At 68.7% G+C, this 20875-nt stretch carries 20 protein-coding genes; 9 read left to right on the top strand and 11 right to left on the bottom strand.

Going from position 1 to position 20875, the window contains the following annotated elements; genetic code table 11:
* Positions 1-153: 153 nt before the first annotated feature.
* The 5 genes from MHY30_RS10075 to MHY30_RS10055 form a co-directional block, all read right to left on the bottom strand.
* Positions 154-915, bottom strand: coding sequence for an ATP-binding cassette domain-containing protein (locus tag MHY30_RS10075; protein WP_239276786.1), 762 nt, complete (start codon positions 913-915; stop codon positions 154-156).
* On the bottom strand, positions 912-1904 hold the full coding sequence (locus MHY30_RS10070; RefSeq protein WP_239276785.1) for an ABC transporter permease: 993 nt from the start codon (positions 1902-1904) through the stop codon (positions 912-914). The genes MHY30_RS10075 and MHY30_RS10070 overlap by 4 nt, the downstream gene beginning before the upstream one ends.
* Positions 1905-1934: 30 nt before the next feature.
* Positions 1935-2975: a substrate-binding domain-containing protein gene (locus tag MHY30_RS10065; RefSeq protein ID WP_239276784.1), complete on the bottom strand. Its 1041-nt coding sequence runs from the start codon at positions 2973-2975 to the stop codon at positions 1935-1937.
* 85 nt (positions 2976-3060) lie between these two features.
* Positions 3061-4167 carry a LacI family DNA-binding transcriptional regulator gene (locus MHY30_RS10060; protein ID WP_239276783.1) on the bottom strand — a complete coding sequence of 369 codons (1107 nt, stop codon included), beginning with the start codon at positions 4165-4167 and terminating at the stop codon, positions 3061-3063.
* Between the two features lie 49 nt (positions 4168-4216).
* Complete coding sequence (locus tag MHY30_RS10055; protein ID WP_239276782.1) at positions 4217-5605, bottom strand: FGGY family carbohydrate kinase; 1389 nt, start codon at positions 5603-5605, stop codon at positions 4217-4219.
* Between the two features lie 141 nt (positions 5606-5746).
* On the opposite strand from MHY30_RS10055, the gene MHY30_RS10050 reads away from it, so the two are divergent.
* Entirely contained in the window at positions 5747-6715 is a 969-nt protein-coding gene (locus tag MHY30_RS10050; RefSeq protein WP_239276781.1) for a ketose-bisphosphate aldolase, read from the top strand.
* A gap of 124 nt (positions 6716-6839) precedes the next feature.
* Here the strand turns inward: MHY30_RS10050 and MHY30_RS10045 are convergent, their stop codons facing one another.
* Positions 6840-7733, bottom strand: a complete 894-nt coding sequence (locus MHY30_RS10045; RefSeq protein ID WP_239276780.1) for an SDR family oxidoreductase — start codon at positions 7731-7733, stop codon at positions 6840-6842.
* Positions 7734-7785: 52 nt separating this feature from the next.
* Positions 7786-9594, bottom strand: coding sequence for a glycoside hydrolase family 15 protein (locus MHY30_RS10040; RefSeq protein WP_239276779.1), 1809 nt, complete (start codon positions 9592-9594; stop codon positions 7786-7788).
* A gap of 166 nt (positions 9595-9760) precedes the next feature.
* Here MHY30_RS10040 and MHY30_RS10035 point away from each other — a divergent pair, with 166 nt between their 5' ends.
* The gene (locus MHY30_RS10035; protein WP_239276778.1) at positions 9761-10321 is read left to right on the top strand and encodes a Dps family protein; all 561 of its coding nucleotides are present in this window, start codon (positions 9761-9763) and stop codon (positions 10319-10321) included.
* A gap of 65 nt (positions 10322-10386) precedes the next feature.
* On the opposite strand, the gene MHY30_RS10030 is transcribed toward MHY30_RS10035, so the two are convergent.
* The 3 genes from MHY30_RS10030 to MHY30_RS10020 form a co-directional block, all read right to left on the bottom strand.
* Entirely contained in the window at positions 10387-10848 is a 462-nt protein-coding gene (locus tag MHY30_RS10030) for a hypothetical protein (RefSeq protein WP_239276777.1), read from the bottom strand.
* A gap of 114 nt (positions 10849-10962) precedes the next feature.
* Complete coding sequence (locus tag MHY30_RS10025; RefSeq protein WP_239276776.1) at positions 10963-13563, bottom strand: RNA helicase; 2601 nt, start codon at positions 13561-13563, stop codon at positions 10963-10965.
* Between the two features lie 44 nt (positions 13564-13607).
* Positions 13608-14366: a hypothetical protein gene (locus tag MHY30_RS10020; protein WP_239276775.1), complete on the bottom strand. Its 759-nt coding sequence runs from the start codon at positions 14364-14366 to the stop codon at positions 13608-13610.
* Between the two features lie 86 nt (positions 14367-14452).
* Here MHY30_RS10020 and MHY30_RS10015 point away from each other — a divergent pair, with 86 nt between their 5' ends.
* A complete protein-coding gene (locus MHY30_RS10015) occupies positions 14453-15487 on the top strand; it encodes an LLM class flavin-dependent oxidoreductase (RefSeq protein WP_239276774.1) in 1035 nt (344 codons plus the stop codon).
* Between the two features lie 59 nt (positions 15488-15546).
* Here MHY30_RS10015 and yiaA read toward each other — a convergent pair whose 3' ends face one another.
* Positions 15547-16011: an inner membrane protein YiaA gene (yiaA, locus tag MHY30_RS10010; protein ID WP_239276773.1), complete on the bottom strand. Its 465-nt coding sequence runs from the start codon at positions 16009-16011 to the stop codon at positions 15547-15549.
* A gap of 230 nt (positions 16012-16241) precedes the next feature.
* Here yiaA and MHY30_RS10005 point away from each other — a divergent pair, with 230 nt between their 5' ends.
* The 6 genes from MHY30_RS10005 (at position 16242) to MHY30_RS09980 (ending at position 20838) form a co-directional block, all read left to right on the top strand.
* On the top strand, positions 16242-16523 hold the full coding sequence (locus tag MHY30_RS10005; protein WP_239276772.1) for a GlsB/YeaQ/YmgE family stress response membrane protein: 282 nt from the start codon (positions 16242-16244) through the stop codon (positions 16521-16523).
* Positions 16524-16666: 143 nt separating this feature from the next.
* Positions 16667-17332, top strand: coding sequence for a nucleoside/nucleotide kinase family protein (locus MHY30_RS10000; RefSeq protein WP_239276771.1), 666 nt, complete (start codon positions 16667-16669; stop codon positions 17330-17332).
* Between the two features lie 108 nt (positions 17333-17440).
* Positions 17441-18751 (top strand): HNH endonuclease signature motif containing protein, encoded by a 1311-nt coding sequence (locus tag MHY30_RS09995; protein ID WP_239276770.1) that lies wholly within the window; start codon positions 17441-17443, stop codon positions 18749-18751.
* A 106-nt stretch (positions 18752-18857) separates the two neighbouring features.
* Positions 18858-19220: a GntR family transcriptional regulator gene (locus tag MHY30_RS09990; protein WP_239276769.1), complete on the top strand. Its 363-nt coding sequence runs from the start codon at positions 18858-18860 to the stop codon at positions 19218-19220.
* Entirely contained in the window at positions 19217-20113 is an 897-nt protein-coding gene (locus MHY30_RS09985) for an ABC transporter ATP-binding protein (RefSeq protein ID WP_239276768.1), read from the top strand. Before MHY30_RS09990 ends, MHY30_RS09985 begins: the two co-directional genes overlap by 4 nt.
* Positions 20110-20838, top strand: a complete 729-nt coding sequence (locus MHY30_RS09980; RefSeq protein ID WP_239276767.1) for a hypothetical protein — start codon at positions 20110-20112, stop codon at positions 20836-20838. Before MHY30_RS09985 ends, MHY30_RS09980 begins: the two co-directional genes overlap by 4 nt.
* Positions 20839-20875: the final 37 nt, after the last annotated feature.

Raw genomic sequence — 20875 nt, 5'->3', positions numbered from 1 at the left:
TTCCCGTGCCGTCGCGCCCCGCCCCGCCCCGCGCCGTCCCGTTCCCGTCGCCGCGTTCCCAAACGTTTGGTGTCCAAGACACGCGGATGCCACGACGGGCCGTCCGCGTGTCTTGGACACTCAATGGGTGACAGGAGAGCTGAGCTCGACCGATCAGTCAATCGTGCGGACGGCTCCGGTCACCATCCCCACGAGCTGTTCGCCGGTGACCTTCTCGGTGCGGGTGCCGCCGACGACGCGCCCCCCGCGCATCACCCACACCTGCTGCGACAGTCGCTTGACCTGCTCGAAGTTGTGCGACACGACCAGGACGGTCTTGCCGCCCTCGACGACCCGGCGGATGAGGGCCTCGACCTGCGCCGTCTCGTTGAGACCGAGCGCTGCGGTCGGCTCGTCCAAGATGATCATGTTCTCGGCCCACATCACGCCGCGCGCGATCGCGACGGCCTGCCGCTGCCCGCCCGAGAGTCGCTTGACGGGACGGCCGACACCGGGCACGTTCACTGCGAGGTCGGCGACGAGCTCGGCCGCGCGCTCTCTCATCTCCTTACGAGCGAGGAACCGGAACCCCGGGATGCCACGGACGAGCTCGCGATCCATGTACATGTTCTGCCACACGCTCAGCTGATCGCTCAGGGCGAGATCCTGGTAAACCGTCTCGATGCCCTTGTCGCGAGCGTCGCGCGGCGACGAGAACCGCACGGGGCTGCCGTCGATGCGGATCTCTCCCTCATCGGGCGCGTACAGCCCCGTGAGGCACTTCACGAGGGTGGACTTGCCGGCACCGTTGTCGCCGACGATCGCGGTGATCTCCCCCGCACGAATAGTGAGGGAAGCGCCCTTGAGTGCGTGGACGTTCCCGAACGACTTGTGGATGTTGTCGACGACGATCTTTTCGCCTGTATCGGTGGTCATTTGCGCCCCCTCATGAGCGTCGCGGCCGCGATGACGACGATGCCGATCACCAGCGGCGAGTAGAAGGCGCTCACGCCCAGCAGCGTGAGTCCGGACTGGAGGAATGTGAGCAGGATCGCCCCGATCACCGGTCCGTAGATGGTGGCGCGGCCGCCGAACAGACTCACCCCGCCCAGGACGACGGCGGCGATCGCCTTCAACAAGTAGTCGGTGTTCGTCGCGGGCTGACTCGACCCGATGTAGGAGGTGAGCAGGATGGCACCGAGGCCCCCCATCGCCCCGCAGATCATGTATCCGGCCAGCTTCACGCGAGGCACCTTGAGTCCCATCGCCTTGGCCGCTTCGGGGTTGTCGCCGACCGCCAGCAAGTGGGTTCCGAATCGCGTGCGGAACAGCACGATGTGAAGCACGATCGCGACCGCGATCGCCAGCAGGAAGTTCACGCGGATGCCGGCGAAGCTCATGGTGCTGAGCGAGGTGAGTGCGCGCTCGGGGATCGCCACCGGCTTGCCCTGCGAGATGATGAGGCTGAGCCCCATCACGACGCTGAGCGAGCCCAGCGTGACGATGAAGTCGGGAATCCTCACCCAGCCGATGAACGTGCCGTTGACCGCGCCAACCGCGAGCCCCGTGAGCAGCGCGATCGCGCAGCACACGATGAGCGGCATCCCACTCTGATAGGCCGTCGCCATCGTGACGCTGCCGAGGGCCACCGTCGCTGCGAGCGACAGATCAATGCCCGCGAGGGACACGGCGAACGTCGCGCCCAGCGCCAGCAGGATCGGAATGGTCGAGTCGGCGAGCATCGTCGAGACGCTCGGCCACGACAGGAACCGAGGGTTCAGCGCCGTGAACACGATGGAAAGCACGATGAGAGCGACCGGTGCGGCCAGCTTCATCCAGATCTCCTCGGAACCGAACGCCCGACGGAGCCCCGTCGCGGCCGTCTCTGCGGCAGCCGCCGGCCGAGGGGGTGTCTGCGTAGTCATGGGTGAGGATCCCCGATCACTGGTGAGGAGTTACTTGAACGGGTTCGGGACGTCGAAGCCCTTCGGCGGTGCCGGGAAGGCGTCGAGCGCGTCCTGGGCGTTCTCCGAGTCGACGATCAGGACCGGGGTCTCGACCGTGGACGGGATCGAGGCGCCCCCCATCGCCGCGACACACGCCTGGACCGACTGCGCGCCCATCAGGTACGGGAACTGCTCGATCGCGGCCGGCTGGCCGCCGGCGACGATGTCCTTGAGCTGGTCCTGCGTGCCGTCGATGCCGACGACCGAGACCTGACCCTTCTTCCCGGCCTCTTCCACGGCCTGTTGGATTCCCATCGCCATGTCGCCCGACGGAGTGAAGAAGCCCTTGATGTCGGGATTGGCGATGAGGATCGTGGATGCCGCGCTCTTGGCCTTCGCCTTGTCGAAGTCCGCCGCGACCGTCTGAGTGATCTCGAGCTTGCCTTCGACCGCCTTCTCGAAGCCTCCGAGCCGTGCGATGTTGCCGGGGTCGGCGACCAGACCGCCGATGAGGGCGACCTGCGAGCCCTCGGGCACCAGTGACAGCATCGCCTCGCCGCCGGCCTCGCCCGCGGTCTCGTTGTTGGTGCCGACGTAGGTCGTCACCTTCACGCCTGCCTGCTCGGCGGCATCCAGGTCGATGGGCAGATCGAGGTTGACGATGGGCGCTCCGGCCTGGGTCACGGGAACCAGCCCGGTGATCAGGTTGGTCTGACTGGTCGGGTTGACGATGTAGCAGCCGTAGCCCGCGGTCACGAGCGAGTTCAGCTTCGTCGCTTGCCCGGAGTCGTCGGTGACGTTCTCCGCCGCGACGATCGTGAGATCGACGCCGGCCTCGTCTGCCGCTGCCTGCGCTCCCTCGGCCATCGCACCGAAGTAGGTGTTGTCCAGCGGCTTGAGGACCAGGGCAATCTTGCCGTTGCCGTCTTCACCGGCCGCAGGGGTCCCCTGCGGCGCAGCGGAATCCGAGCAGCCAGCGAGTGCCCCGGCTAGGATCGTCACCGTCGCGGCGGCCGCTACGGCGGAGCGCGTCAGGGTGTGTCGGGTCATGGTTCTCTCCTTTGAGGATGTGACTTTCGGGACTACTGGTGCGACATTGCGGGGGCTGATCTCGTCGTGCTTGCGGCTGCCGAGGTCAGTCCTCGCTTTTTTCCCGCGTGTCGCCCGCGGGAGAGGTGGGAACGGAGCCGACGGGGCCCATCATCAGGGGATTCGTCAGCGGGATGCACCCGCACGTGGTGCCGAACTCGATGTCGATGTCGACGGTCTCCCGGCGCGGGGGCAGGGTCGGGTCCTCGGTGCGCTCGGCGAGCAGGCGCATCGCTTTGGCGGCGACCGTCTGGACCGGGACGACGCCCTGCGTGGGCTTGAGCCCGGTGACCGTCGCCTCACCGATCGAGTCGATCGTGGTGACCAGCACGTCTCGCGGGACATGCAGACCCAGACGCGCGATGGCCGCCATCGCACCCCAGAACATCCGGTTGTTCGTGGCGAAGACACCGAAGGGCGGTGTGAGCGTGCGGAACAGCTCCATCGCTCCGGCGGCGGCGTCGTCCGGCGTCGAGTGCCCCGACGTGATGTGCGGCTCGAGGCCCGCGTCGCGGACGACTCGCAGATAGCCGGCCTGGCGGTCGCGCACGTTCGAGACCCGCGTGTTGCCGGCGACCAGCGCAACTGAGCGGAGGCCGTGGTGGCGAACAAGGTGCTCGACGAGTCGTCCCGCGGCTCGGGAGTTGTCGGCGAGGACGTGGTCGGCGATTTTGCGGACAGATGGGACGGTACGGTCCACGATCACGGTGGGAATCTCCGACACGGCATCGGGAAGGCTGGGCGCTCCGCTGGGGAGGATGATGAGCCCGTCAACCCGCTGCTGACGGAAGGTCCGCAGGTACCTCTCCTCCTGGTCGGCTTCCTCGTCGGAGTCGCCGAACAGCAGAGTCGGCGACGCCGGTGACAGGCGTTCCTCGATCGCGCGCGTGAGCAACGCGAAAAAGCCGTTGCGCACGTCGGGGAGGATGAGCCCGATGAACCCCGACTTGCGGGTGCGAAGACCCGTGGCCGCGGCGTCACCGACATAGGCGAGTTCGGTGACCGCGTCCATGACGCGCTGGCGCGTGGCATCCGTGACGTAGATCTCGTCGTTGAGCACGCGCGAGACCGTCTTCGTCGACACTCCTGCGGCGCGGGCGATGTCGACGAGCCGCGCGGGCGGGCGGAGGCCAGGGCGCGGCGAGCCGGTCACGATCGTCCGTCCTGACGGCGGGGCGGCGGCGTCGCCGCCAGCGTGCAGTTCATGACAGACCCCTCACCATCTCGCCCCGCTCGGCCCCCGCGGCCAGCGGGACCGCGTCGGCAGGCGGATAGTTCTCCGGTGCCCACCAGCCGGCGGCGACACCGGCGAGCAGGCCAGCGCCGCGAGAGACGGCCTCCCTCTCCTGCGCCATCGCGACGGGGTGAAGTGTGCGCCGGATCTTCGCCTCGACCCAGCGGCGGCTGCGCAGGCCACCCCCGATCAGCAGCGTCTGCCCCGACACTCCCGACAGAGCGCGCAGATGCTGCTCCGCGTCGGCCGATGCCAGAGCGAACCCCTCGAGTACGCTGGCCCACGCGACCTGGGGGGCGAGACCACGCAGGTCCTCGGAGACCTCGCCGTCCTGGAGCGCGAGCAGCGTCGAAAGCGACAGCGGCGACGCCTCGACGCCGATGGCGGCGAACTCGATGTCGTCGCGATCGACTCTGAGCGCCTGTCGCAGATGACGCATGGCCAAGCCGGGCCGCAGCGTCTCCCACAGGAGCATGTGACGGGACGTTCCGGGCCACGCGGTGATTGTGAGATCGCCGAACTGGTCGGGCCACCGTGGGTGGGAACGCCCGGAGCCAGCACGTTGCTCCCACGCCACCACGAGCGGCTCTCCGGTACCCATCGAGTCGATGACCTCGGTGTGGTCTCCTCCGGCGCCGATGACTCCGACGGGGTGGTCGTGTCCGGCGATGGTCACGGGGATGCCGGGGCGCAGGCCACTCCAGGCGGCGCCCTCGGTCGAGATCCGCCCGAGCGCGGTGCCGCCGATGCGAGCGGGGGCCCACACGAGCGAGTCCAACCCGAGGAACGAGAGGATCTCGCGGTCGTACTCTCCCGAGAGCGGATTGAAAGCCCCACTGGAAGCCGCGAGAGATTGCTCCTGCGCGAGCGCGCCGGTCAGGCGCCAGAGGGTCAGACCCGCGACCCCCGTCCACGTGCCTCCGGTGCGGTGGCCGTTGCGCAACAGCCAGCCCAGCTTCGCGATGCTCGTCACGCTGCGGGGAGCACGTCCGGTGCGCCGGTATATTTCGTCGGCCCCGAAGTGCGCGATCACCTCATCGACGATGTCGGCGCCGCGCGCGTCATGCCAGGCCACGAGGGGCAGATCGCTCGGCCCGTCGGAGCGGATGATGGTGCCAGTCTCGCCCATGCTGGCGATGCCCACTCCCGCGACACGCGTCGCGAGGACGCCGAGGTCGACGATGGCGTCGCGGATCGCGGAGAACAGCGCGGCGGTGCTCATCTCGACGCCGTGCGGACCCGACTCGAACGGCGTGGGGGCGACGCCGAGGCCGATCGATCGTCCGTGGCGGTCGATCGCGTTCGCCTTGATCGACGACGTGCCCAGATCGATGCCGAGCAACAGCTCGTCTCGCATGGCGGCCTCCGCGTCCTCCGTCGGCCTCGTCGCCGTCGGTGTTCTGTCCAACGATGGACAAAGTAGCACGGCCCCCATAGCCTGTCTACCGTTGTCAGACACCGCCCGTCCCGACGGGCCGACGAAATGGAGGACGAGCCCGTGGCTCTCATCTCACTCACCGACGCGCTCGACGCCGCGCGCGCCGGATCGTACGGAGTCGGGGCGTTCAACGTCACCGACCTCGCACAAGCCGAAGCCGTGCTCGACGCCGCCGCCGAGACCGACTCCCCCGTGATCGTGCAGACCATCGCCGGAGCATCGACGCACGGACGCGACGAATTGTTCTGGGAGGCACTGGTCAACCTCATCGCGCACTACCCCGACGTGCCCGTCGTCCTGCACCTGGATCACGGCGCGTCATATGGCGACTGTGTCCGCGCCATCGGGGCGGGATTCACCAGCGTCATGATTGACGGGTCGATGCGCGACGATCATGTCACCCCGGCCTCCTTCGAGGAGAACGTCGCCGTTACCAAGAAGGTCGTGGACTACGCGCACGCGCACGGGGTATCCGTGGAGGGAGAACTCGGCACCATCGGCGGGTCCGAGGACGGCGGCGCCAGCAGCAAGGAGATCGTTCTGGCCGACCCCGACGAGGCCGAGCGCTTCGTGGCGGCAACCGGAGTCGACGCCCTCGCCGTCGCGATCGGCACCTCCCACGGCGCGTACAAGTTCACCAGCCCGCCCGATGGAACGGTGCTGCACATGGATCTGATCGAGCAGATCGCCGCGCGCGTGCCGAACACGCACCTGGTGATGCACGGCTCGTCCTCGCTGCCGGCAGATCTGCGCGAGACCATCAACGCCCACGGCGGGAAACTGCCCGAATCGTGGGGTGTACCGGAGTCCGAGAAGGCACGGTCGACGCAACTCGGCATCCGGAAGATCAATCAGGGCATGGACTCGCACATGGCCCACGCCGCGGCTGTGCGTACCTACCTCGACGAGGACGGCATCGGCTGCGACCCCGCGCTCTACGGCTCACGCGGCCGCGTCGCGATGCAGAGCATGGTGGCGGAGCGCATGCAGGTGTTCGGCCAGGCGGGCCAGTCCTACCGCCACCGCTGACGATCCCACCGTCTCGAACTCAGAGTGCCCCAGTGTCCAAGACACGCGGATGCCACGACGGGCCGTCCGCGTGTCTTGGACACTCAGTCGGGGAGAACCCCCAGGCGACGGGGAACGCGTCGCCTTACGGGGTGGGCATGCCGCCGTTGACGTTCAGCGTCTCGCCGATGACGTAGCTCGACTCCGCGGATGCCAGGTACACGTACGCCGGGGCGAGCTCGGCGGGCTGTCCCATGCGACCGAGGGGGGTCTCCTCGCCGAACTCGGCGACCTTCTCCTGGGGCTGCCCGTCCGACACCTGCAGGGGCGTCCAGATCGGACCCGGGGCGACCGCGTTCACGCGGATGCCCTTCGGGGCCAGCTGCTGGCCGAGCGCCTTGGTGAAGGCGTTGATGGTCGCCTTGGTCGAGGCGTAATCGACGAGGATGGCCGACGGCGAATACGCCTGGATCGACGTCGTGTTGATGATCGCGGAACCCGCCGGCAGGTGCGGCAGTGCTGCCTTCGTGATCCAGAACATCGCGTAGACGTTGGTCTTGAACGTCGCGTCGAACTGCTCGTCGGTCAGGGTGGTCAGGTCTTCGTTGAACAGCTGCTTGCCGCCGTTGTTCACGAGGATGTCGAGACCGCCGAGCTCTTCGACAGCCTGAGCCACGAGGGTGCGGCAGTACTCGGGATCGCGCAGGTCGCCGGGGATCTGCGCCACGGTCGCCCCGGCTTCGCGCAGGATGCCCGCGATGCGGTCGGCATCCTCTTTCTCTTCGGGCAGATACGACATCGCCACGGACGCGCCCTCGCGGGCGAAGGCGATCGCCGTGGCAGCCCCGATGCCGGAGTCGGCGCCCGTGATGAGGGCTTTGCGGCCCTCGAGGCGGCCGCTGCCGACATAGGTGTCCTCGCCGAGCGCGGCTTTCGGCGCCAGTTCGGCGTCCAGACCGGGTTCCGGCTGGTGCTGCTTCGACGGCTCGATGTCGGCGTAGAGCTTCGCCGGGTCGGTGAAGGTGTACTGCGAGGTCATGGCGAGTCCTTTCGTAGGGGGATACCGAGACGGACCGCCCCGGCGGGGAGGCTCAGCGGTCGCCGAGGTCGGATTCGTCGACCACGTCACGGATGACGAGGGCGGCGTTGATGAGCGCCAGGTGGCTGAGGGCCTGCGGCAGGTTGCCCCAGAACGCGCCGTCGTCCTCGGCGATCATCTCGGCGTAGATGCCGACGTCGTTGGCCTGGGCGACGAGAGCGTCCATCGCCTCGAGCGCTTCGGCGTGGCGGCCGACACAGGCCAGGGCCGTCGCGCGCCAGAACCCGCACGCGACGAAGGTGTGCTCCTCCTGGTCCATGCCGGTGTAGCGGTAGACGAGGTGGTTCTCCGTACCGAGACGCTCGGTGATGGCATCCAGTGTCTTCGACATCCGCTCGCCGCGATCGAAACCGGTCGGGGCGTGCAGGAGCACCGAGGCGTCGAGATCGTCGGTGCCGGGGCGCAGCGTGTACGCCTGCAGCGTCTCGGACCAGCAGTTCTCCTCGACCCAGACGTGGATGCGGTCGCGTTCGGCGCGCCACCGCTCACCGTTGTCGGGGATGTGTCCGCCGGAGGCGAGCCACTGAGCATCGTCGAGCGCTTTCCAGCAGCCCATCTTCGACGACGTGTAGTGCTCGAGCTGCGGGAGCTCCCACATGCCGGAGTCCTGGCGGCGCCACAGATCGCACGTCTTGTCGGCGACGTCGGCGAGGAGCCTCCCGGTCTGGGTATCGAGACGGTTGCCGGCCTCGACGTAGGTCCGGCAGATCGCGATGAGATCGCCGTACACACCGAGCTGCAGCTGGCCCTGTGCCGGATTTCCCGTGACGACGGGCTGGATGCCATTCCACCCGGGCACTTCGTGCTTCTCCAGGCCCACGTCGGTACCGCCGTCGAGCGTGTACATCACCCGCACCTCGGGACCGTGCTCACGGATGGTGCGGAGCATCCACGACAAGGCCGCGTGGGTCTCTTCGCGAAGACCGAATCCCACCCACGCGTGCGCCGTGTACGCCAGATCGCGCACCCACGCGAAGCGGTAGTCCCAGTTCTTGCCGCCGCGGGGGTTCTCGGGGAGCGATGTGGTGGCGGCGGCGGCGATCGCGCCGGTCGGACTGAACAGCAGGAGTTTCAGCGCCAGCGCGCTGCGCTGGACGTCCTCCGCCCACGGCCCGTCGTACGAGAACTCCTCGGACCACATCGACCATCCGTCGATGGTGCGGTCGATACCGCGGTCCACGTTCTTCGCGTCGGGGACCCGCAAGGGCTCGCCTTCTGTCGCCGCGATCACGAGCAGATGCCGCGAACCCCCTGCCGTGGTGAAGCTGCCGGAGATGCTCTCGCTTCGCTCGTCGGGCTCGCCGTGGATGCCATGCTCCGAGCCCACCACGGCGAGCGACACGTGCCCGACCCGCATGATGGAGAACCCGTCGATGCGTTCGGTCCACGGAGCTGCCGAACGCAGCATGGTGCCGGGCTGCACGCACCACGCGAACTCCACCTCGCCCGAGACGCCCTCGACTCTTCGAGCGAGCTCAGCCCACGGCAGCCGCCCGGCGATGCCCGTGACCATGGCATCCGTGAGCGTGGCCACGCCCGTGTCGGTCGTGAAGGTGGTCTCGAGCACGTTGGTGTGCGCGATGTAGCGACGCGTCACTTCGAACTCGCCCACGGGCGCCAGTTCGATGCAGCCGCCCGCCGACTCGTCGACGAGCCGTGCGAAGACCGGGCGGGAGTGGATGTTCGGCAACGGCAACCAGTCGACGGCTCCGTCGCGCGCGATCAGTGCCACCGTGCGGCCGTCGCCGATCGCCGCGTAGTCGCGCAGAGGGCGGGACGGTGAGGATGGTGTCGAGGGCACGTCCCCACGGTAAGAACCGGTCTCCGCCCGCCGCCGGGGGTTGTCGATCCGGGGGCAAGCGGCTACGGGCTCGGCGGTACCGCGGCACCGCCGCACTCGCAACCCCCGGCCCACCCGAGGTTCCACGGCCTAACGTCGACTCCGACCGCGAGTGAAAGGAACGCGCATGTCTTCCACCACGAAGGACTCCCCGACCAAGAACCGTCGTCGCCCGGCTCGCGGCGGCAGCGGCCCCGAGACCACCGAGGAGCAGAACGCCGAGAAGGGCTTCCAGGCTTCCGAGAAGCTCACCGAGAGCCTGCAGGCCGTTCTGGTCGACCTCATCGAGCTGTCGATCCAGGGCAAGCAGGCCCACTGGAACGTCGTCGGCAAGAACTTCCGCGACACGCACCTGCAGCTCGACGAGATCATCGAAGCCGCACGCGAGTTCAGCGACACCGTCGCCGAACGCATGCGTTCGCTGCACGCACTGCCGGACGGTCGCAGCGACACCATCGCCGAGACGACGACCCTGCCGGAGTTCCCGCAGGGCGAAGTCGACACGGCCGAGGTCGTCGACCTCATCACCGAGCGCATCGACGCGACCGTGGGCACCGTTCGCGACGTACACGACGACGTCGACGACGAGGACCCCACGAGCGCCGACATCCTGCACGGGATCCTCGAGCGTCTCGAGCAGCTGTCGTGGATGGTCAGCGCCGAAAACCGCGTCGCCCGGAAGTCGTAAGAGCGACGGAACACAGCGGATGCCGGGGCCTCGGGGCCTCGGCATCCGTCGTTCCGGCGTGAATTTCAGCCGCGCGCGATCAGGAAGGGCGGGTGAGGGCCCTCGAGCCGGGCGAGGGCGACCTTGACGTCTGACAGGGAGTCGTGCACACCCCGGATCTCCTCGTCGAGAGCGACGAGACGATGGTCGATCTGCTCGAAGCGCTTGTCGACCTGCTCGAAGCGCTTGTCGACCTGCTCGAACCGCTTGTCGACCTGCTCGAAGCGCTTGTCGACCTGCTCGAAGCGCTTGTCGACCTGCTCGAAGCGCTCGGCGAGGCGGCTCTCGGATCGAGCGAACCGCGCTTCCCACCGTTCTTCCGCACGGGCGAACCGCGCGTCCCATCGCGTTTCCGAGTCGACGAAGCGGCGATCCATGCGCTGTTCCATCCGCACGATCATCCACTTCGTCCCGCCGAGAATCAGGGAGGCGAACGTGACGAAGAGCGCGACGAGAGCGATGATCGCTTGCGCGGCGTCGACGGTCACGGTGCGTCCTTTCGAGCGGGGGTGCGGTCGAATGTACGACGTCTGTCTCCCGCTCGCGAGTCGACAGGCGCCCACCGTGGACAACTTCACCCTGCCGCCCGCTGGGGAGGGTGGTCAGAGCCGCAGCACCTCCGTGACACGCACGATCGCGGTGCCCTCGTCCTCGGAGGCCGCGAGGTCCACCCCGGCGCGGATGCGCCAATCGTGGTCGCCGGCCGGATCGTCGATCGTCTGCTCTACCCGCCACAGGCCATCCGACGCCGCGGACTCGTCGATCGCGACGTACGCCGACGACCGCGCCGCTCCCCCCGTACCGATCGCGTCATGCTCGTCGAAGTAGGCGTCGAGCGCCGCGGGCCAGTCCACGGCCGGGTCGAGCTCGACGAGTTCGTCGTCGCGCTGCAACGCGGCCAACTGCACGCGGCGGAACATCTCGTTGCGCACGAGGACGACGAACGCGCGGTGGTTGGTCAGGATCGACGGCGGCGCCGGCGGGACCACCGGAGCTGACGGGTCGTCGGCGGGATTGACGAGCTGCTCCCACTCGTCGACCAGGCTCGAGTCGACCTGCCGCACGACTTCGCCGAGCCACGCGATGAGGTCGAGCAGGTCGGGCGTCTGCGCATCGACCGGCACGGTCTGCCGGATCGCCCGGTACGCATCGCTCAGGTAGCGGAGGACGAGTCCTTCGCTGCGCGCGAGCTGGTATAGCGAGACGTACTCGCCGAACGAGCACGCCCGCTCGTACATGTCGCGAACGACGGACTTGGGCGACAGCTCGAAGTCACGGATCCACGGCTGGCTGGAGGCGAACACCTCGTACGCCTGTGCGAGCAGCTCGTCCAGGGGCTTCGGCCACGTGATCTCTTCGAGCAGCTCCATGCGCTCGTCGTACTCGATCCCCTCGCTCTTCATCGCCGCCACGGCCTCGCCCCGCGCACGGAACTGCTGCTGGGACAGCACCGGTCGCGGGTCGTCGAGCGTCGCCTCAATGACGCTGACGACATCGAGCGCGTAGTGCCCCGTGCCGACCGAGGACGCCGACGGTGCGGCATCCGCTCCCCTGCCGAGCTCCACGTCGGGGTCGAGCATCTCGATGGCGGCGAGCGCGAAGGGCGACAGCGGCTGGTTGAGCGCGAAGTTCGGTTGCAGGTCCACGGTGAGCCGGATGCGCGAGTCGCCAAGATTTGTCGCTTCGGGGCCGCCCGAAGCGACAGAATTTGGCGACTCGCGCGGGGCGGGGCCGGGGACTACCTCGACCACCCCTGCCTGCACCAGCGTGCGGAAGATGGCGATCGCGCGGCGGGCGAGCTCGTACTGGCGGGCGCGGGGCTCGTGATTGTCGAAGACGAGCGCGCGGACATTGCCGAAGACGTCGCCGCCCCGCGCGATGACGTTGATCAGCATGGCGGCGGTGAGCTTCATCTGCGGCTGCAGCGGCTCGGGCTCCGCCGCGACGAGGCGGTCGTAGCTCTGCTCGGTCCAATTGACGAAGCCCTGCGGCGCCTTCTTGCGGACGATCTTCTTCTGCTTCTTGATGTCGTCGCCGGCCTTGGCGATCTGCGCGGCATTCTCGATCTCATGGTCGGGGGCCATGACGACCACCGTCCCCGCCGTGTCATACCCCGCGCGGCCCGCGCGACCGGCGATCTGGTGGAACTCGCGGGCGGAGAGCTGCCGCATGCGCTGCCCGTCGTACTTCGTCAGCGCCGTCAGCAGCACCGTGCGGATCGGGACGTTGATGCCCACGCCGAGCGTGTCGGTACCACAGATGACACGCAAAAGGCCCCGCTGCGCGAGCGTCTCGACGAGGCGGCGGTACCGCGGCAGCATCCCGGCGTGGTGCACGCCGATCCCCGCGCGGACGTAACGGGAAAGCGTCTTGCCGAACCCCGTCGTGAAGCGGAAACCACCGATGGCCTCGGCGATCTCGTCGCGCTGCTCCCGCCCGATGATGCGGATCGACGACAGGGCCTGCGCGCGCTCCATCGCCGCCGCCTGCGAGAAATGGACGACGTAGACGGGAGCCTGCCGGGTGTCGAGGAGCTCCTGCACCGTCTCGTGCACGGGCGTCCGCGCGTACTCGAAGTGCAGCGGCACGGGTCGCTCGACGCCGGTCACCCGCGCCGTCGGCCGGCCAGTACGCCGCGAGAGGTCGTCGGCGATGTCGGTGACATCACCGAGGGTCGCCGACATGAGGACGAACTGCACTCGCGTCAGGAGCAGCAGCGGGACCTGCCACGCCCAGCCGCGATCGGGCTCGCCGTAGTAGTGGAACTCGTCCATGACGACCTGGTCGACGTCGGCATCCGCCCCCTGCCGCAGGGCGAGGTTGGCGAGGATCTCGGCCGTGCAGCAGATGATCGGGGCGTCGGAGTTCACCGACGAGTCGCCCGTGACCATGCCGACGTTCTCGGCACCGAAGACCTCGACGAGGGAGAAGAACTTCTCGCTCACGAGGGCCTTGATGGGGGCGGTGTAGTAGCTGCGACCACCCCGGGCGAGGGATGCCGCGTGCGCGGCGACAGCGACGAGGGACTTCCCCGTGCCGGTCGGGGTCGACAAGATCACGTTGGCGCCCGACACGATCTCGATCACCGCCTCGTCCTGGGCGGGGTAGAGGGTCAGTCCGCGACCGCTCGCCCACTCCACGAACCCGAGGTAGGCGGCATCCGGGTCGCTGCCTGCGGGCACGTGGTCGAGGAGGGAGGTCACCGTTCCAGCCTCTCATCCCGCCGCTGCGCGGCCGGTCGGATCGCTCACTCGGCGTCGGAGAAGACGCCGACGCGCTCCCCCTCCCGCACGAACTGCACCGCCGTGCCGACGGGGAATCGGTTGCGAAAATCCTCGGGCAGTTCAGGCGTGACGATGAATTCGACGGTCGCGGGGAAGCTGCCCGCCCCGCAGCCGCCGTAACGGAATCCGCCGCGGAACGAGTCCTCGTCGTCGTCCTCACCGGAGAGTTCGTTCGTGTCGACGAGCACGAGGCAGTCCGCCCGGTTGCCGGCGGAATCGATCTGGGTGGGCCCCGCGAAGGCGGTGAGACCGAGGTAGTCCGCATAACCCGTCAGCTGCGATGAGTCGATGCCGAGCGATGAGAGGGAATCGGTCCGCACCGACGGGTCCGGGAGCAGGCTGTCCACCTGTGCGACGCCGGCGGTACGCGCCACCGGAACGACGGTCACCGCGGCGATCGAGGCCGCGCTCGCGATCGCCGCGACAGCCGCAAGTGAGCCGGCCCAGAGCCAGAGAGTCCGCGGATTCTTCACTCGGGGTCGTCGGGACGCGGTCCGGTCGCCGCCGGCGTCCCGCTCTTCGGCGTCGTCGGCGACACCGGCGTCGGGCGGTTCGGTTTCGGCCGCGGCGAGACTCTCGGACGCTTCGGTCCTGCCCTGCCGGTCGTCCTCTTCCAGTTCACGCAACCGCGCCCACGCGTCCGGGTCGTCGGCGAGATCGGCATCCGGTCCGTAGGCCCGCGCCCGGAGCCTCTCGAGCTCGCTCCGCTCCTCGGCATCCATGCCCTGCATCGTTTCACAGCTGGCGGACGGCGGGGTCGGACGTTCATTCGACGGAATAGATTTCCGGATGCCGCGTTGCACAGGACATGCGCTCCTTCGGCACCCTCTCTTTCGGGCACTACGGCCCCCTCGGCGGCGGGCATCACCTCTCCGCCGGCGACTCCATGCTGCAGGCGATCGACCTCGCTCAGGGCATGGACGACCTCGGCGTGAACGGCATCTCGTTCCGCGTCCACCACTTCGCCCGACAGCAGTCGGCGCCCATGCCGCTCCTGGCCGCCATCGCCGCACGCACCTCGCGTATCGAGGTGGGGACGGGCGTCATCGACATGCGGTACGAGAACCCCCTCATGCTCGCCGAGGAGGCGGCATCCGTCGACCTCATCAGCGGAAACCGCCTCGCCCTCGGCGTGAGCCGCGGGTCACCCGAGACGGTGGTGCGCGGCTACGAGGCATTCGGCTACACCGGCTCGGAGGATCCGCGCGGTGCCGACATCGCCCGCGACCACTTCGACCTGTTCCTCCGCGCCATCGACGGCGAAGGCCTCGCCGAACGCGACCCCCTGAGCCCCTTCGGCGGCGGCACCGGGCGGCAGCGGATCGAACCGCACTCCCCCGGACTGCGTACGCGCATCTGGTGGGGCGCCGGCACCACGGCCACGGCCGAGTGGGCGGGGCGTATCGGCGTCAACCTCATGTCGTCGACGCTGCTGACCGAGGCCGACGGCACGCCGTTCGACATCCTGCAGGCGCGTCAGCTCGACGCCTTCCGCGCCGCGTGGCGTGAGGCCGGCCACCCCGGCGAGCCGCGCACCTCGGTGAGCCGCAGCATCTTCCCCATCGTCAGCGACGAGGATCACCTGTACTTCGGTGGCTCGGCGGGGTCCGACCAGATCGGCGTCATCGACGGCATGCGATCGACCTTCGGCAAGACGTACGCTGCCGAACCCGACGTCCTCGTCGAGCAGCTGCAGAACGACGCGGCCGTGATGAGCGCCGACACTCTGCTCCTGACGATCCCGTCCCAGATGGGTGTGGAGTTCAACCTGCGCCTGGTCGAGAACTTCGCCACGCACGTCGCGCCGGCGCTCGGGTGGGAGTCGACGCTCGCCACCGCGTGAGGCCGCACGAAAGGACAGCCCCGGATGCCATGGCATCCGGGGCTGCTTCCGTGCGAGCCTCAGCTTCCGACCAGACCGGGCCGCTCGGCCGGCACGGGGTCGGGGTGGATCGCGCGGAACGCCGCGATGTCGCGCACGTTCTTCTGCACCGCGACTACCGCGAAGAGGCTCATGGCGAAGCCGATGCCGTAGAAGCCCTTCTCCGACAGCAGGAGATCGGCGTTCCACAGGCCCACCGACATCAGCGTGAGCGACGCGAGCAGCATGCCCCAGGCGACACCCAAGTACGCCCCCGTCACGGGGACGTCCTCCGCGCGATCGCGCACCGCCTTCTGCACGGAGATGGCGGCGAACAGGCCGAGCAGGAAGATCGCGAGGAAGTACCCCTTCTCCGCGAGCTGCATCTGGGCATTCGCCAGGCCGATGAAGTAGACGGAAGCGCCGAGCCCCAGCGCCACCCATGAGGCCCCGACGAAGGCGGCGGTCGGCCGTCCGATCTCGAGGTGCGTCTGCTGATCCATCATTGGTCCCACCTTCCTCGGGCCTCGCGAACGAGGCATATGCGTTTCGAGGAAGGTAGCGACTCTCGCATGCGGCGAACGCCATATGCGCTTTCGCGAGCGCGAGAGCATAGCCACTGGCATGCCGTCCCTCAAGGGCGCGCGAAGACGGATGCCGCTGGCCTAGCGTTCCGGAGGCGCTTCACACAGCAGAAGCGCTGTGCCACCCGGCACCTCGCAGCAAGGAGTACAGCATGCTTTGGACGATCCTCGGCCTCATCCTGGTCGGTCTGATCGCAGGCTTCATCGCGCGCGCCGTCATCCCCGGCAAGCAGAGCATGAGCATCCTCATGACCATCATCCTCGGGATCGTCGGCTCGTTCGTCGGCGGATTCCTCGGTTTCCTCATCTTCGGCAGCGACCCCATGGGCGGCTTCCTGCAGCCGTCCGGGATCATCGGTTCGATCATCGGCGCCATCATCGTGCTCGGCATCTACGTCTTCGCCACGCGCGGCCGTAGCGCTCGCACGCGCTGAGCGCCCGCACGAGGCGACGCGCCCCCGCATCCTCCGGCTTCGGCCGAGGAGGCGGGGGCGTTCGTCGTTGCACACGCCGAGGGCGCTCGCTCCTGCTCGGGATCTTCCGTCGACGCTGACCACGCCGCGGTTACAGTCGAAGCATGCCCGCGTCCCCACCCGCCGACGCCGTCGCCGCTCTGGTCGCGCGCGTGGAGGCTGCGGCATCCGGATCCTCGCGCTTCCTCCTCGGGATCGCGGGCAGTCCGGGCAGCGGCAAGTCCACGCTCGCGGCTGCCGTCGTCGCCGAGCTGAACGCCCGCCGCGCAGGCTCGGCCGCGGTCCTGCCGATGGACGGCTTCCACCTCGCCAATGCCACCCTGGATCGCCTCGGCCGCCGCGACCGCAAAGGCGCGATCGACACTTTCGACGGCTGGGGATTCCTCGCACTGCTTCATCGCCTCCGCGCAGAGACGGGGCACACCGTGTTCGCGCCGAGTTTCCGTCGCGAGGTCGACGAAGGCGTCGCCGGTGAGATCGCCGTCGAGCCCCGTACGCGGATCGTGGTGGTCGAGGGAAACTACCTGCTGGTCGACGAGGGCCCGTGGGCACGCGTTCGTGACGCGCTCGATCAGACGTGGTTCTGTGCGACACCGGCAGCGCTGCGCGAGGAACGGCTCATCGAGCGACACCAGACCTACGGTCGAACGCGTGAGGCGGCGACCGCGTGGGCGCGCGAGGTCGACGGCGCCAACGCGGCCCTGATCGAGGTCACACGCGCGCGAGCCGACGTGACGGTTTCGGGACTGAGCGGGGCTATCGTCGGCTGACGATCTCCGGTCGGGCGTGGAGCCTCGTCCGCCACAGCGCGGATCGATCGTTCCTCCCCCGGTGGATGTGCGGCCGGCGATGTCGGAGGTCCGTGACAGCATGTCTGCATGCCGGATCGACCGCCCGTCTTCGACGATCGCGAGGACGCCGTCCTCACCGAGGTCGTCGGCGCGCTCGTCGAGAGCGAACGGGCTCTCGCCGAGCTCGAAGGCGTGCGCATCGTGCAGTTCGCCGCGGCGATGCGCGTCGCCCTGCGGCGGTCGGAGCACCGTCCGCGGGCGATCCAGGAGCGCGAGATGGCGCTGCGCTCGATCGCGGCGGAGATCGGCGTCGCGCTGCGATGGAACGACCGCACTGTCCAGCGGCGGCTCGGCGAGGCACTCCAGCTCGTCGACGACTTCCCGACCACGGTGCAGGCCCTCTCCGACGGCAGGATCAGCGCGCGCCACGCGGCCGTCATCCGCGATGTCGGGACCGAACTCGTTGATCCGACGCTGCGAGCGGCGTTCGAGGCCCGGGTCGTCACGCGGGCCGCGAGCGACACCGCGGCGGGAACACGGGCGTTCGCGCGCGCCCTGCTCGAAGAGCTGCACCCGGCCTCGATCACCGAGCGGTTCGAGAGTGCCGAGCAGCAGCGGCGCGTGTGGATGGAGGACGGCGTCGACGGCATGGCACGGCTGGGGGTGATCGACGGCGCGGCGAAGATCCGCGCGATGTACGACCGGTTGACGCAACAGGCACGTGCGATCCGCGTGGTCGCGCGTGCCGAGGCCGAGGTCGGTGACATCCATCCGGATGCCGTGCAAGACCGCCGCACCACGGACCAGACGCGCGCGGATCTCCTGTGCGACCTCGTCCTCGCCGGACAGCCCGCCGTCGACCCGACGGCCGGCACGCTTCCGGGCGGTCTCGGCGCGATCCGCGCGAACGTGTCGGTCATCGTTCCCGCGCTCACCGCCGCGGGAGCGACCGATCGGGACGCCTCCATCGACGGGCTCAGTCCCATCGACGCCGACACGGCTCGCCGCCTTCTGGCGGGTGCCCCCGCGTGGGACCGACTCGTCACGCACCCCGTCACGGGCAGCGTCCTGGCGGTCGATCGGTACCGCCCCTCCCCCGCCCTGCAACGGTTCGTCCGAGCCCGCGACGTGCACTGCCGGTTCCCTGGATGCCGTCAGCCCGCTCGCCGGTGCGACCTCGACCACAACCACGACCATGCGCGCGGCGGCCCCACCGCCCGGTGCAATCTGGCCTGCCTGTGCAAACGACATCACACGTTGAAGACCGAGACGCCATGGGTCGCTCGCCAGCTCCCCGACGGCAGCATCCAATGGACGAGTCCGCTCGGCCGCCGAGCAACCGACCGTCCGGAACGGTACGTGGCTTTCGTCCCCGAACCTGATCCGCCGTCGTTCTGACCGGTGGCGCACGTCCGGTTCCGCTCAACGTGCGCGCACGCTCACTTGACACGACAGCGAGACACCTCGTAGGTTCATTACTCAAGTAATGAACCCAAGGAGTGTGATGCTCGACGACGGCAAGCCGATCTTCCTTCAGATCGCCGAATCCATCGCCGACGGCGTGCTCGCCGGCGTGTACCCCGAGGGAACGCAGGTTCCCTCGACCAACGAGCTGGCTGCGTTCCACCGCATCAATCCGGCGACCGTCGGAAAAGGTCTCGGACTCCTCGTCGACCGCGGCATCCTTCACAAGCGTCGCGGTCTCGGCATGTTCGTCAGCGACGGCGCCCGACGTCAGCTGCGCGACGAACGCGCCACCGCCTTCCGTGCCGACTTCGTCGCCCCGCTCCTCAACGAGGCGGCCTCGCTCGGTCTCGATCTCTCCGACGTCCACCGCATCATCGACCAGGAAGGGGCACCGTCATGACGCAGCCCGCCGCCCACCTCTCGGGGGTGTCGCGACGCTTCCGGCGCACGCGAGCCCTCGACGACCTCACCCTCGACATCCCTGAGAACGCCATCACGGGCCTGCTCGGCCGCAACGGCGCCGGCAAGACGACGCTCATGTCGATCATCGCCGGTCACGACCGTCCCACGTCGGGCTCGGTCCGCGTCTTCGGCACCGACCCGTTCGAGAACGCCGCGACGATGTCCGCCATCAGCTTCGTCCGCGACAACCAGCGATACCCCGACGACTTCACACTGCGACAGGTGCTCGAAGTCGCCCCGCTCTTTCACACCGGATGGGATGCCGAGGTCGCCGACCATCTGGTCCGCGGCTTCCGCCTCCCCCACAAGACGGCGATCAAGAAGCTCTCCCGCGGTCAGTCCTCCTCGCTCGGAATCGTCCTGGGACTGGCGTCGCGGGCTCCCCTGACGATCTTCGACGAGCCCTACCTGGGCCTGGATGCCACGGCCCGCCGGTTTTTCTACGACACACTCATGCTGGACTACCTCGATCACCCCCGAACGATCGTGGTGTCCACGCATCTGATCGACGAGATGGAACCCCTCCTCGAGCACGTCGTCATCGTCGACGAAGGACGACTCGTCCGCTCCGCCGCGGCGGACGACCTGCGGGGAAGCGCGGTCACCCTGAGCGGGCTGACCACCGCCGTCGAGGATCTCGCTCGCGGGCTCCGAGTCCTCCAGCGCAGGACCATCGGCGGACTCACCTCCGTCGTCCTGGAGACGCACGCCGATGAGGACCTGCGAGCCCGCGTCGCCCGCGCCGGAGCGCAGCTCACCCCGGCCACACTGCAAGACCTCGTCGCCGCCTACGGCGTCGAGAGCGAATCCCTGGAAGGAACACCCGCATGACCGCACTGATCGCCGGCTCCCGCCGCGGGGCCGCTCCCTTCGACGTCCTCCGCCTGCACTTCTCGCAGCGCGCGTTGCTGCTGCGGACCCCGCCCGGGATCATGCTCGTGGTGTTCGCACTCACCGTGATCATCGCGATCATCTTCTGGCGGGCCGGTTCCGTTCCCGGAAGCGCCGAGTGGGTGCAGAACAGCCGGAACAACGCCGCGGTGTTCTGGGCGCTTCCCGGCTTCCTGGGATGGTTGGGTGTCCAGACCGTCTCGCTGACGTTCCCGCTCGCGCTGTCGTTGGGCTGCACGCGCCGGAGCTTCGTCGCCGGCACCGTGATCACTCACGTCGCACTCTCGCTCTACGTCACCGCGATGCTGCTCGTCCTCCTGGCCATCGAACTGGCCACGGGGCACTGGTTCTTCGACATCTATATGACGGACGTGACCATTCTGGGGTCGGGAAATCCCTTCCAGCTCGCCCTGACCACCTTCCTCAGCACCCTGTTCGTCCTGTCGATCGGCGGGGCTTTCGCTGCCGCGTGGGTGCGATTCGGGGCGCTGGGCCCGACGGCGCTCGGCGTGGTGCTCGTCCTCGCCCTCGGTATCGTCGCGATCCTCCTGGTCCCGCTGGCCTCCGCGTTTCAGCCGTGGTGGCTCGTCGTGGCCTCCACGACCATGATCGTCATGTCGATCGTGGGGCAGTACGTCCTGCTGCGCCGCGCATCGGTGCGGTGATCCTCGCCCGCCGCTGCGCGTCCTCGGCCCCGAGGTG

The organism is Microbacterium sp. ACRRU, assembly GCF_022346945.1.
GTDB classification, from domain to species: Bacteria; Actinomycetota; Actinomycetes; order Actinomycetales; family Microbacteriaceae; genus Microbacterium; species Microbacterium mcarthurae.
Note: the sequence above shows the minus strand (reverse complement) of the source record. Positions and strands in the feature narration are given on the sequence as shown.